Source organism: Enterobacter cloacae complex sp. SYL003 (assembly GCF_049236925.1).
In the GTDB taxonomy this organism is placed as follows: Bacteria; Pseudomonadota; Gammaproteobacteria; order Enterobacterales; family Enterobacteriaceae; genus Enterobacter; species Enterobacter intestinihominis.
The window spans coordinates 165,414-177,126 of sequence record NZ_JBMKJK010000002.1 but is presented as its reverse complement, the minus strand read 5'-3'; the positions used below and the strand labels follow the sequence as shown (position 1 = coordinate 177,126).

At 52.2% G+C, this 11,713-nt stretch carries 10 protein-coding genes and 6 tRNA genes; 9 read left to right on the top strand and 7 right to left on the bottom strand.

Annotation, left to right across the window (positions count from 1 at the left end):
- The first annotated feature begins 70 nt into the window (after positions 1 to 70).
- Positions 71 to 1,258 (top strand): nucleoside permease NupC, encoded by a 1,188-nt coding sequence (nupC, locus tag ACOT1A_RS03410; RefSeq protein ID WP_022648934.1) that lies wholly within the window; start codon positions 71 to 73, stop codon positions 1,256 to 1,258.
- A 45-nt stretch (positions 1,259 to 1,303) separates the two neighbouring features.
- Here nupC and ACOT1A_RS03405 read toward each other — a convergent pair whose 3' ends face one another.
- The 3 genes from ACOT1A_RS03405 to ACOT1A_RS03395 form a co-directional block, all read right to left on the bottom strand.
- On the bottom strand, positions 1,304 to 3,493 hold the full coding sequence (locus ACOT1A_RS03405) for an EAL domain-containing protein (protein WP_022648935.1): 2,190 nt from the start codon (positions 3,491 to 3,493) through the stop codon (positions 1,304 to 1,306).
- 210 nt (positions 3,494 to 3,703) lie between these two features.
- Positions 3,704 to 3,779: transfer RNA gene (locus ACOT1A_RS03400), tRNA-Ala, on the bottom strand.
- A gap of 41 nt (positions 3,780 to 3,820) precedes the next feature.
- Positions 3,821 to 3,896, bottom strand: a tRNA-Ala gene (locus ACOT1A_RS03395).
- Between the two features lie 217 nt (positions 3,897 to 4,113).
- Between ACOT1A_RS03395 and ACOT1A_RS03390 the strand changes: the two genes are divergently transcribed.
- Both ACOT1A_RS03390 and ACOT1A_RS03385 read left to right on the top strand, forming a co-directional pair.
- A complete protein-coding gene (locus ACOT1A_RS03390) occupies positions 4,114 to 4,476 on the top strand; it encodes a YfeC-like transcriptional regulator (RefSeq protein WP_022648936.1) in 363 nt (120 codons plus the stop codon).
- A gap of 1 nt (position 4,477) precedes the next feature.
- A complete protein-coding gene (locus ACOT1A_RS03385) occupies positions 4,478 to 4,864 on the top strand; it encodes a YfeC-like transcriptional regulator (protein ID WP_032622330.1) in 387 nt (128 codons plus the stop codon).
- Positions 4,865 to 4,914: 50 nt separating this feature from the next.
- Here ACOT1A_RS03385 and gltX read toward each other — a convergent pair whose 3' ends face one another.
- Positions 4,915 to 6,330, bottom strand: coding sequence for a glutamate--tRNA ligase (gene gltX, locus ACOT1A_RS03380; protein WP_022648938.1), 1,416 nt, complete (start codon positions 6,328 to 6,330; stop codon positions 4,915 to 4,917).
- A gap of 258 nt (positions 6,331 to 6,588) precedes the next feature.
- Between gltX and ACOT1A_RS03375 the strand changes: the two genes are divergently transcribed.
- From ACOT1A_RS03375 to ACOT1A_RS03355, 5 genes are all read left to right on the top strand, one after another.
- Positions 6,589 to 6,664: transfer RNA gene (locus tag ACOT1A_RS03375), tRNA-Val, on the top strand.
- Between the two features lie 41 nt (positions 6,665 to 6,705).
- Positions 6,706 to 6,781, top strand: a tRNA-Val gene (locus ACOT1A_RS03370).
- 29 nt (positions 6,782 to 6,810) lie between these two features.
- A tRNA-Val gene (locus tag ACOT1A_RS03365) sits at positions 6,811 to 6,886 on the top strand.
- Positions 6,887 to 6,890: 4 nt separating this feature from the next.
- Positions 6,891 to 6,966, top strand: a tRNA-Lys gene (locus tag ACOT1A_RS03360).
- 137 nt (positions 6,967 to 7,103) lie between these two features.
- Positions 7,104 to 7,445 carry a FlxA-like family protein gene (locus ACOT1A_RS03355; protein WP_126492915.1) on the top strand — a complete coding sequence of 114 codons (342 nt, stop codon included), beginning with the start codon at positions 7,104 to 7,106 and terminating at the stop codon, positions 7,443 to 7,445.
- Here ACOT1A_RS03355 and ACOT1A_RS03350 read toward each other — a convergent pair.
- Positions 7,436 to 8,377: a LysR family transcriptional regulator gene (locus tag ACOT1A_RS03350; protein WP_032676151.1), complete on the bottom strand. Its 942-nt coding sequence runs from the start codon at positions 8,375 to 8,377 to the stop codon at positions 7,436 to 7,438. The two genes, ACOT1A_RS03355 and ACOT1A_RS03350, sit on opposite strands and share 10 nt — an antisense overlap.
- Positions 8,378 to 8,466: 89 nt before the next feature.
- Between ACOT1A_RS03350 and ACOT1A_RS03345 the strand changes: the two genes are divergently transcribed.
- Positions 8,467 to 9,462: a bile acid:sodium symporter family protein gene (locus tag ACOT1A_RS03345; RefSeq protein WP_276169895.1), complete on the top strand. Its 996-nt coding sequence runs from the start codon at positions 8,467 to 8,469 to the stop codon at positions 9,460 to 9,462.
- Here the strand turns inward: ACOT1A_RS03345 and ACOT1A_RS03340 are convergent.
- Both ACOT1A_RS03340 and ligA read right to left on the bottom strand, forming a co-directional pair.
- Positions 9,459 to 9,674, bottom strand: a complete 216-nt coding sequence (locus tag ACOT1A_RS03340) for a DUF3820 family protein (RefSeq protein ID WP_003861328.1) — start codon at positions 9,672 to 9,674, stop codon at positions 9,459 to 9,461. The two genes, ACOT1A_RS03345 and ACOT1A_RS03340, sit on opposite strands and share 4 nt — an antisense overlap.
- A gap of 1 nt (position 9,675) precedes the next feature.
- On the bottom strand, positions 9,676 to 11,691 hold the full coding sequence (gene ligA / locus ACOT1A_RS03335) for an NAD-dependent DNA ligase LigA (protein WP_032623825.1): 2,016 nt from the start codon (positions 11,689 to 11,691) through the stop codon (positions 9,676 to 9,678).
- Positions 11,692 to 11,713: the final 22 nt, after the last annotated feature.

Genomic DNA, 11,713 nt, shown 5'->3' with positions numbered 1-11,713 from the left:
TCTCGTTTTCTTTGTGCTTGTTACATAGAATGTGCACGGAAATTAAACCTGCCTCATATTTGGAGCAAATATGGACCGCGTCCTTCATTTTGTCCTGGCACTCGTTGTCGTTACTGCACTCGCATTGCTGGTCAGCACTGACCGCAAAAATATTCGTATTCGCTATGTTGTCCAGCTGCTGGTCATTGAAGTTTTACTTGCGTGGTTCTTCCTGAACTCCAACGTAGGCCTCGGCTTCGTGAAAGGCTTCTCCGAAATGTTCGAAAAACTGCTCGGATTTGCCAACGACGGGACTAACTTTGTCTTTGGCAACATGAACGATCAGGGTTTGGCCTTCTTCTTCCTGAAAGTGCTCTGCCCTATCGTCTTCATCTCTGCCCTGATCGGGATCCTCCAGCACATTCGTGTTCTGCCGGTGGTTATCCGTGCAATCGGCTTCCTGTTATCGAAAGTTAATGGCATGGGCAAGCTGGAATCCTTTAACGCAGTCAGCTCGCTGATCCTGGGTCAGTCTGAGAACTTCATTGCGTATAAAGATATCCTCGGCAAGATGTCCCGTAACCGCATGTACACCATGGCGGCGACAGCAATGTCTACCGTTTCCATGTCTATCGTGGGCGCGTATATGACTATGCTGGAACCTAAATACGTGGTTGCAGCGCTGGTTCTGAATATGTTCAGCACCTTTATTGTTCTTTCGCTGATTAACCCGTACCGCGTGGATGCCAGCGAAGAGAACATTCAGATGTCAAACCTGCACGAGGGACAGAGCTTCTTCGAAATGCTGGGTGAATACATTCTGGCGGGTTTCAAGGTTGCGATTATCGTTGCCGCGATGCTGATTGGCTTTATCGCACTGATCGCTGCGCTGAACGCCCTGTTTGCGGCCGTACTTGGTATTTCGTTCCAGGGTATTCTGGGCTATATCTTCTACCCGGTCGCCTGGGTAATGGGTGTGCCCGCTCACGAAGCGTTGCAGGTGGGCAGTATCATGGCAACGAAACTGGTATCCAATGAATTCGTGGCGATGATGGATCTTCAGAAGATTGCCAGCACGCTCTCCCCGCGTGCGGAAGGGATCCTGTCCGTCTTCCTGGTCTCCTTCGCGAACTTCTCTTCCATCGGTATTATCGCTGGTGCGATTAAAGGCCTGAACGAAGAGCAAGGTAACGTCGTTTCTCGCTTTGGCCTGAAGCTGGTTTACGGTTCAACGCTGGTGAGCGTCCTGTCTGCCTCTATCGCAGCATTGGTGCTGTAATCCATACCGCTCAATGAAAACCGGGAGCCATCGCTCCCGGTTTTTTTATGTCTCCAGCGCCGTCAGGGGCAGTGGTTTACCAATCAAATAGCCCTGCAAATAATCAACGCCGTATCGCAGCAACATCTCGCGTTGTTCAGCCGATTCCACATATTCAGCCACCACACAAAGCGATTTCGTTTTTGCCATGTTGCAAATGGACTGCACGATCATCGCATCCATGCTGTCGGTGCAGATATCTTTCACGAAGCAGCCATCGATCTTAATGATATCGGCCTCCAGTCGCTTCAGGCGCTCAAAGTTGGCATAGCCGGTACCAAAGTCATCGATAGCAATGCGGAAGCCATAATCCCGCAGCTGCTGGATATTGTTGATGCTGCTTCCCGAGTCAGAGAAAGCCTGTTCCTCGGTGATCTCAATGACGATATCTTGCGGTGCAACGGCGTAGCGTTCAAAAAGCGCGATGATCTCAGCTGCAATCTCGTTCTGCATCAGCGTCAGCGGCATCAGATTAACGGAGAACCGCGTTCCGGCCCGTCCGGATGGATGACTGCGCATCCACATCAGCAATTTTTCCACCACGTTCAGGTCGAATCGGTGGCTCAGGTTGAACTGAGCAATCAGCGGAATAAAGCGGTCAGGGGTGATGATCTCACCATCACTTTCAAGACGCGAAAGGATTTCAAAGTACCCTTCTCCGCGCGCGTTGTGAATTGGCTGCGCGTAAAGATGGAGACCACCGATATCAAGGGCGCGTTTTATACGGGCCAGCATTAGCACCCTGTCAGTCGTATGACCAGAAACATCATCCAGACTGTTGGTTAACGCAAGGACGTTATGCCCGGAACAGGACTGCTCGGACAGCCAGCTCAACTGACCCAGCGTGTGATGCACGCTTTCTCCATTTGGCACTTCCCCCCAGGAGGCACCAAACTCAATGTCGAGCTCAGTCTTGTTCCAGATAATTTTACGGCTGTTCAGATGGTCAACCATAAATTGCAGACGTTCAGCCGTGCCCGGTCCCAGCAAGACCAACATCAGTTCACTGCCTGGTAACTGGAAGAGCTTCTCGTCTTTTTGCAATAACGGCTGCAGCGACGCGGTGATCATCTTTTTACAGTGCACGCGCATGAGGATGCCGTAGTGACGGCTCAGGAATTCCAGATTATCCAGACGCAAGCAGCAGACTTTGGCCTCAGGATGATGCTGTAGAAAAACTTCCAGCGCACGAATGTTAGGCAGACCGGTGAGCGGATCGGTAAGCGCCCTCTCCTGCCACCCCTGTTTCAGCCATTCACTTTTCTGATAGATCTGCGACATGTAAAGCAGGCAGATAGCGAAAGAGATGAGTACCGACAGAATAAAGGAGAGCGAGTGGCCCGATTCAACGCCATTGAGAAAATTATAATTATAGGTCAACAACATGAGCGCTGAGGCTGCCCAGAATAAAGAGATGAGCGCATAGCTCAAACGACCAATACCCAGGGTAAAAAGAATGAAAACGGTCGGCATCAAATAACCCGCAATAAACTGCGACTCAAAAGGCGCGCATAAAATAGCGATCATTGAGACCAACAGCATCAGCCACACAACGATAAATAACGCTTTTTTGTTGCAAAAGAGGGGCTTCACGCTTCGCCGCCAGAATGTTCGGGCATAGCGAGGATTAATAATCATTCTTAATGGATAATAGAACATCATGGTGAAAATCAGGGCGGCGCAAATCAGACTCTGAATATCGATAACGTTATAAATTGCAGAGCCTTCGCCGAAATAGGAGGAGATTGTTACCGGGAAATCAAATAAATACCCCGCCAGATACATCGATAATTTGATGCCCACAGGCACCATAAATCCGAGCCATAAAATACGTATACCAATGTACTTATTCGGCATGCTGTGGCGCCAGCGCTTGCCCAGCATCAAACGGATAACGCCACAGGCGGCGAAGACGGAAAACGTCTGACAACATAATAAAACGATAGATTGTAGCGGGGCTAAATCAAAGTAATAAGCATTAGTAACACTAAAACTTAGCAACAAAGGAATGATTGCCCGTCGTCCAAATAACAACACGATGGCGAGCATGGCGCTTAAGGGCAGCCACGCTAAATAAACATCATTTTCGTTAACGATAGCGCGCGGAGAGATATAACGGGAAAAGGGGATCGCAATCAGGCTTAGCGCCAGGGCAATCATAAATATTTTTACATTATTGTAAATTTTTCTATTCATTAATCCGGGTAATCTATTTAACCATCGTCTTATTGACCGGATCGATAATAAGTTTATTAATTGGACGAATCAAGTTTAGGTCTATTTATGGACTTATTTATTGATTTGGATTGAGGTGAGGTATAGAAAATGACGTTAATTGCAACAAAAACAGTCTAAATATTTTACAAGATATAAAAAACCCCCGTCTGACGACGAGGGTTTAAATTTTGGTGGAGCTAAGCGGGATCGAACCGCTGACCTCTTGCATGCCATGCAAGCGCTCTCCCAGCTGAGCTATAGCCCCACATGTTTCTTTACCTACCGTACTCTGTTGGGTTCAGAGTTTGGTGGAGCTAAGCGGGATCGAACCGCTGACCTCCTGCATGCCATGCAGGCGCTCTCCCAGCTGAGCTATAGCCCCATCGTAAAGCTGTCATGTTGACGGGCGGCATAATATGAATTCCGCCGCACAGTGTCAACGGCAAATTCAACCTCAGCCTTTCAACCGCCGAAAAATCATGCAAATGAATCACTTTGCGAGTCTGCTCGCAGCCAGGAGTTAAGCTTGTCACGTTTTCACGTAAAACGGTGCTATAAAATGAACCACTAATTAACCCCACAGATATTCAGGAAATTGTATGATCAAGGAACGAATGACGCCAGAAGAGTTAGCCCTGCTGACTGGCTATAGCCGACAGACCATCAATAAATGGGTACGCAAAGAGGGTTGGATTACATCGCCAAAACCAGGCGTTCAGGGCGGCAAGGCGCGTCTGGTACACGTCAATGAAAAAGTGCGCGACTTTATTCGCAGCGCACGCAGGGTAACAGAGTCGCCGGAAATGCCAGAAAAGGCGTACCACGAAGGCTCGCTTCACGCCCTGCTCCTGACGCTGGCGAATGAAATGACGCCGGATGAGCAAAAGCAGATGACATCTCTGTTACTGCGGGAAGGGATTACCGGATTGTTACAACGCTTAGGGATTCGCGACCAACGCTAATATGAAAAGATTACGCAGCAAAATGACCACGGAAGAGCTGGCGGACAGTCTGGGCGTCGCCCGACAAACCGTTAATCGCTGGATACGACAGAAAGGATGGAAAACGGAGGGTATCAACGGTGTAAAAGGCGGAAGAGCGAGGGTGATATGTATTGATGCGCACGTTAAGGAGCACATCATTAGCCTTCCCGCCATTCGTAACAGTCGGGCTGTTTACCATGTGGCAGAAAGCCCTTCACTCTATGGCGTGGCGACCTCATCCAGCCTGCTTCCACAAATTATCGACTCGCTGGAAAACATGACAACTGTCGAACAGGAACGTTTGCACAAGCTGCTCGCTCGCGAAGGTTTGCAGGGTTTTCTCACGCGTCTTGGTATTGCTGAATAACAGACATAAAAAACGGCAGGTTACCCTGCCGTTATTTGTATTTACGAGCATTACTGCTGGCTTTCGCGCTCAGCAATAAAGCCCAGCGCCTTGTTGATACGCGCAACGCTACGTGATTTGCCAATGGCGTGAACGGTCACGTCCAGCGCCGGAGACTGGCCTGCCCCCGTCACCGCAACGCGCAGCGGCATACCGACTTTACCCATGCCAATTTCCAGCTCATCAGCGGTTGCCTGAATCGCGTGGTGAACATTTTCTGCAGTCCATTCGGTAATGGCTTCGAGTTTATCTCGCACCACTTCCAGCGGCTGACGCGCAACCGGACGCAGGTGTTTCTTGGCCGCGTCGGCGTCGAACGCGTCAAACTCTTCATAGAAGTAACGGCAGCTCTCGGCGATCTCTTTCAGCGTTTTGCAACGCTCGCCAAGCAGCTTCACCAGATCCGCCAGTTCAGGGCCCGTACGGGTATCGATGTTTGCCTGCTCAATGTGCCATTGCAGATAAGTCGCCACATACTCTGGCTGCATGGTATTGATGTAGTGATGGTTCAGCCACAGCAGTTTGTCAGTGTTGAACGCGCTGGCTGATTTGCTTACCGAGTTCAGAGAGAAAAGCTCGATCATCTCTTCGCGGCTGAAGATCTCCTGGTCACCATGAGCCCAGCCCAGACGCACCAGATAGTTCAGTAGCGCTTCCGGCAGATAGCCGTCATCACGGTACTGCATCACGCTCACCGCGCCATGACGTTTGGACAGCTTTTTACCGTCGTCACCGTTGATCATCGATACGTGCGCATACACCGGTACAGGCGCGTTCAGCGCTTTCAGAATGTTGATCTGACGCGGGGTGTTATTGATATGGTCTTCACCACGGATCACGTGAGTGATTTCCATATCCCAGTCGTCCACAACCACGCAGAAGTTATAGGTTGGCGAGCCGTCAGTACGACGAATGATGAGGTCATCCAGCTCCTGGTTGCTGAATTCGATCGGGCCACGGATCTGGTCATCAAAGATAACAGAGCCATCCTGCGGGTTAGCAAAACGCACTACGCAAGGCTCATCAGCAGCATGCTCGCTGTGGTCATGACGGCAACGACCGTCATAACGCGGTTTTTCGCCTTTTGCCATTTGCTCTTCGCGCAGCGCATCCAGACGCTCCCTTGAGCAGTAGCACTTATAGGCCGTGCCTGCGACCAGCATCTCGTCAATTACGGCGTTATAGCGGTCAAAACGTTTGGTCTGGAAGTATGGGCCTTCGTCCCACTCCAGATTCAGCCAGTTCATCCCATCCATAATGGCTTCAATTGCTTCCGGCGTTGAGCGCTCCAGATCGGTGTCTTCAATACGCAGCACAAACTCACCTTTGTTGTGGCGTGCGAAAAGCCAGGAGTAGAGAGCGGTACGTGCACCACCGACATGCAGATAGCCTGTCGGGCTCGGCGCGAAGCGAGTTTTGATTTTCATGAAATGGCCTTACGTTATAAAGATGCCGGTAATCGGCAAATCCTGGGAAGAAAACAATGGGCAATATTCTATCACTGTGGGCCGATTCCTCAATGTCGATCACTTTATCCGGTTCGAGATTGCTGTTTTTGTTTAGAAATCATGCACCACAGTCCATTTTGCGATCGTTTTGACTAATTTTACGACGAACGAATAAAAACTTTAGAAAATGCGTTGACTCATTTTCAACTCTCCCTATAATGCGACTCCACACAGCGGGGGTGATTAGCTCAGTTGGTAGAGCATCTCCTTTACACGGAGGGGGTCGGCGGTTCGAGCCCGTCATCACCCACCATCTACTTCGATAGACTCGCAGTGTAGATAAGAATTGAGATTGGGCGATTAGCTCAGTTGGTAGAGCATCTCCTTTACACGGAGGGGGTCGGCGGTTCGAGCCCGTCATCGCCCACCATTCTCACCTTATCGTAGCAGTTCCGAAATGGGCGATTAGCTCAGTTGGTAGAGCATCTCCTTTACACGGAGGGGGTCGGCGGTTCGAGCCCGTCATCGCCCACCATTTCGGGTCGTTAGCTCAGTTGGTAGAGCAGTTGACTTTTAATCAATTGGTCGCAGGTTCGAATCCTGCACGACCCACCAATGTAAAAAAGCGCCCTAAAGGCGCTTTTTTGCTATCTGCGATATAGCACATCCCCATTACAGCCAAACCGCTTGTTTTACTCAAGCTCACGCCTTCTTTGCCGATACCTCTATTTTATGGCGAAAAGGATCTCAATATGACAACTCTTAAGTCCGTTTCTCTGTCGGCGATGGAAATCGGCAGCGTAGATAACAGCTCCGGCGGAAACGACATTGCTTCCCAGATCACCCGTCTGACCAAACAGATAACGAAAGTCACTCAGCAACTTAAAGAAGTCGCCATGGGTGATGCCACAGCGGAAGAAAAGCAAAAGCAGCAAGAATTGCTCGAATCTCAGCTGGCTATGTTGCAGGCACAGCTGGCGCAATTGCAGCGTCAGCAGGCAGAAGAGGCGATGCCAAAACAGGAAAGCGGTCAGGCCGTGGCGGAAGGCGTCAATAAACCCTCCGCAGAACATCAGATTGATATCTATATCTGATCATTGGTTTCGTTAAAAAGTGGATCGCGCGTGCGGGCCTCCATCAGACGCCTGGCCTGCATACGCACCACATCCCAGCAGGCATGAGCCGCGCCGGAAAGAGACCTGTTTTTACGGCGTACCAGCATCAGCTGGCGTTCAATACAGGGCAGGAAACGCTTCACCGTTAAACGACTTCCCTGCGGCAGTGGAAGCGCCAGCGCAGGCAGAACGCTGATCCCAATCCCCGCTTCGACCATGGGGAAGAGCGTGGCAGGATGCCCAATCTCCTGCACAATGGTTGCCTTTACGCCTTGTGCGGCCAGTGCGGCATCTATAAGCGGGCGGCTACCTGATGCATAATCCTGTAACACCAGGTTTGCCCCCTGTAAGGCTTGCCAGGCCACCTGCGACAGCGATGCCAGAGGATCATCATCGCGGCAGAGCAATAAAAAGGGTTCCGAGAGTACCACTTCACATTCCAGGTCGCTTACCGCTCCGGGATCGATAACAATCCCGAAATCCACATCCCCCTGACGAATACTCTCCAGTACCCACTGCTGCGGCCTGTCGTGCAAAACAAAATCGATATCCGGATAGCGGTGATTACTTTCAGCGATGCACTGGGGAATAAGATGCGCCGAAATCGTCTGGCTCGCCGCCACTCTCACGGTACCGGAAAGCTGTTGTCCAAGCCGTCCGACGTCCCTCAGCGTACTGTTCAGTTCATCCAGCAGCCTTTCCAGACGCGTTGCCAGCTGATGTCCCGCTTCGGTGAGCACCACTTCGCGCGTCGTGCGGTCGAGCAGTTTCACGCCGGTTTGAGTTTCCAGCTCTTTCACGCTATGGCTCACCGCCGACTGGCTGAGGCCAATCATCTCCCCTGCCCGACTGAAGCTGTGGGCCTGCGCGACGGTGACGAAAACACGAAGCTGACGTAGTGAATAATTCATCTGTTTAATTCATGAATGGATGCAATAAATCAATTTTATTTCTCAAAGGGAAGAAAGCACAATAGCGGCATCTGTTTTCAGGAGTGATTATGAAACTTTTTCGTATCCTTGATCCGTTTACGCTGACCCTGATTGGTGTCGTCTTGCTGGCCTCGTTCTTCCCGGCGCGGGGCGGTTTCGTTCCGGTCATTGAAGGGCTGACCACGGCAGCCATTGCCCTGTTGTTCTTTATGCATGGCGCCAAACTCTCCCGGGAAGCCATTATTGCAGGCGGTAGCCACTGGCGACTGCACCTCTGGGTAATGTGCAGCACCTTTATCCTCTTCCCTGTTCTGGGCGTGCTGTTTGCCTGGTGGGCGCCGGTGAATGTCGATCCGGCACTCTATACCGGTTTCCTTTATCTGTGCATTTTGCCGGCCACCGTGCAGTCTGCTATTGCCTTTACCTCGCTGGCGGGCGGCAACGTCGCGGCGGCGGTCTGTTCTGCTTCGGCTTCCAGCCTGCTCGGGATCTTTGTTTCACCGCTGCTGGTCGGTCTGCTGATGAACATGCATGGTGCAGAAGGTAATCTGGAGCAGGTGGGTAAAATTTGTCTGCAACTGCTACTGCCGTTTGTGCTCGGACACTTATCCCGCCCCTGGATTGGGGCGTTTGTGGCGAAACACAAAAAATGGATCGGGAAAACGGACCAAAGCTCCATTCTGCTGGTGGTTTACACGGCCTTCAGCGAAGCCGTGGTGAACGGCATCTGGCACAGGGTGGGCGCAGGATCGCTGCTGTTTATTGTGGTGGTAAGCATTGTTCTGCTGACCATTGTGATCGCGGTTAACGTCTTTGTGGCCCGCAAATGCGGCTTCAATAAGGCCGATGAAATCACCATCGTATTCTGTGGATCGAAAAAGAGCCTGGCCAACGGGATCCCGATGGCCAATATTCTGTTCCCGACGTCGGTCATTGGGATGATGGTACTACCGCTGATGATTTTCCATCAGATCCAGCTGATGGTGTGTGCGGTACTGGCGCGGCGTTACAAGGCACAGATTGAAAAGCTGGCGCAGGAAGAGACCCGCGCCGCGAAAGTTTAAGGACGTTTCAGGGGCTGCACCAGCTGGGTCAGCCCCTCTGTTTTGATCAGTAATGTGATAGCCATCAGCTCGCCAAGACGCCCGGCAGGAAACTCATCCTTACGGGCAAACCACAGCAGATATTCTTCCGGTAAATCAATCAGCCTGCGGCCCTTATATTTACCGAACGGCATCTCCGTATTGGCGATCTCAACGAGCTGCTCTTTTTCCACATCACTCTCCTAAAAGGCGCATCATTTCCGCTTCATCGATCACCTCGATGCCGAGCTCCTGCGCTTTTGCCAGCTTCGAACCGGCCGCTTCCCCGGCGATCACCAGGTCGGTTTTCTTTGACACGCTTCCCGCCACTTTTGCCCCAAGCGCCACCAGGCGCGCTTTCGCGTCATCACGCGAGAGCTGGCTCAGACTGCCGGTCAGCACCACCGTTTTACCGGCAAACGGGCTGTCGATCTCTTCTGCATTAACCACTACCGGTGCGGGCCAGTGAATGCCCTGTTCCAGTAATTTACCGATCACTTCACGGTTGCTCTCTTCGGCGAAGAAGTTGAAGACGTGGGTAGCGACCACTATACCAACGTCAGGGACTTTCTGTAGTTCGTCGATGGTGGCTTTCTCAAGAGCCTCCAGCGTGCCGAAATACGCCGCCAGCCCTGCCGCCGTCGCCTCTCCGACTTCACGAATGCCGAGCGCGTAAAGGAAACGGGCAAAGGTAGTATTTTTGGCCGCCTCGAGCGCATTGACCACGTTCTGGGCAGATTTCGGCCCCATACGATCAAGACCGGTCAGCTTACCTGCCGTCAGGGTAAAGAGGTCCGCTGGCGTATGGACATACTCTTTCTCAACTAGCTGGTCGATGATCTTGTCACCCATTCCGTCGACGTCCATCGCCCGGCGGGAGACAAAGTGCTTCAGGGACTCTTTACGCTGCGCGCCGCAGATTAACCCGCCCGTACAGCGCGTTACCGCTTCACCTTCCACGCGCTCAACGTCCGAACCACATACCGGACAATGGGCAGGAAACTCGATGGCACGGGTATCGGCAGGACGTTCTGATTCCACTACGTTAACCACCTGCGGGATCACATCGCCCGCGCGGCGAATCACCACTTTGTCACCAATTCGCAGCCCCAGACGGGCAATTTCATCGGCGTTATGCAGCGTAGCGTTACTGACCAGCACGCCAGCCACCTGCACAGGCTCCAGACGCGCCACAGGCGTAATCGCACCCGTACGTCCTACCTGAAATTCCACGTCGCGAACGAAGGTCATCTGCTCCTGCGCCGGGAACTTAAAGGCCACTGCCCAGCGTGGCGCCCGGGCAACAAAACCCAACTGTTCCTGCAATGCCAGGGAGTTAACCTTGATCACTACGCCATCAATATCAAACCCAAGCGTGGGACGATCTTCTTCAACCTTGTGATAGAACGCCAGCACCGCCTCTGGAGAGTCGCAAAGCTGCACGCGGTTGCTTACCGGCAAACCCCACTCTTTGAACTGCATTAAACGACCCAGGTGGGTATCCGGCAGGTCACCGCCTTCCAGGATCCCGACGCCGTAGCAGAAGAAAGTAAGCGGTCGCTTCGCGGTGATACGCGGATCGAGCTGGCGCAGCGAACCTGCCGCCGCGTTACGCGGGTTTGCAAACACTTTACCCCCGGTCCGACGCGCTTCTTCATTGATCTTCTCAAACCCCGCCTGCGGAAGGAAAACTTCCCCGCGCACTTCCAGCCGCGCAGGAATGTTATCGCCACGCAGCTTCAGCGGGATCGCACGAATGGTGCGCACATTGGTGGTGATGTCTTCCCCGGTGGTGCCGTCGCCGCGCGTTGCGGCACGTACCATCACGCCGTTCTCATAAAGAATGCTGACGGCCAGACCATCCAGTTTTAGCTCGCAGCACCAGCTAAGATTGTCGACGCTCTTCAGGCGATCCTGCACGCGCTTGTTGAAAGCCAGAAAACTCTCTTCATCAAACACGTTATCCAGCGACAGCATCGGCACTTCGTGGCGCACCTGGCTGAAAGCACCCAGCGGTTCCGCGCCGACGCGCTGCGTTGGGGAATCGGGCGTAATCAGTTCGGGGTGCTGCGCTTCCAGCTCGCGCAGTTCACGCATCAGGCGGTCATATTCCGCATCCGGCACTTCCGGTGCGTCCATAACATGATAGAGATATTCATGATGGCGAAGCGTGGTTCGCAGTTCAGTAAGTTGTTGTTCGATTGAGTCCATATCGCACCATCAATGAGAAAAA

What these genes read in the sequence shown, in the direction of transcription:
- nupC (WP_022648934.1), top strand. Translation starts at nt 71, where the DNA reads ATGGACCGCGTCCTTCATTTTGTCCTGGCACTCGTTGTCGTTACTGCA.
- ACOT1A_RS03405 (WP_022648935.1), bottom strand. Translation starts at nt 3,493, where the DNA reads ATGAATAGAAAAATTTACAATAATGTAAAAATATTTATGATTGCCCTG.
- ACOT1A_RS03390 (WP_022648936.1), top strand. Translation starts at nt 4,114, where the DNA reads ATGATCAAGGAACGAATGACGCCAGAAGAGTTAGCCCTGCTGACTGGC.
- ACOT1A_RS03385 (WP_032622330.1), top strand. Translation starts at nt 4,478, where the DNA reads ATGAAAAGATTACGCAGCAAAATGACCACGGAAGAGCTGGCGGACAGT.
- gltX (WP_022648938.1), bottom strand. Translation starts at nt 6,330, where the DNA reads ATGAAAATCAAAACTCGCTTCGCGCCGAGCCCGACAGGCTATCTGCAT.
- ACOT1A_RS03355 (WP_126492915.1), top strand. Translation starts at nt 7,104, where the DNA reads ATGACAACTCTTAAGTCCGTTTCTCTGTCGGCGATGGAAATCGGCAGC.
- ACOT1A_RS03350 (WP_032676151.1), bottom strand. Translation starts at nt 8,377, where the DNA reads ATGAATTATTCACTACGTCAGCTTCGTGTTTTCGTCACCGTCGCGCAG.
- ACOT1A_RS03345 (WP_276169895.1), top strand. Translation starts at nt 8,467, where the DNA reads ATGAAACTTTTTCGTATCCTTGATCCGTTTACGCTGACCCTGATTGGT.
- ligA (WP_032623825.1), bottom strand. Translation starts at nt 11,691, where the DNA reads ATGGACTCAATCGAACAACAACTTACTGAACTGCGAACCACGCTTCGC.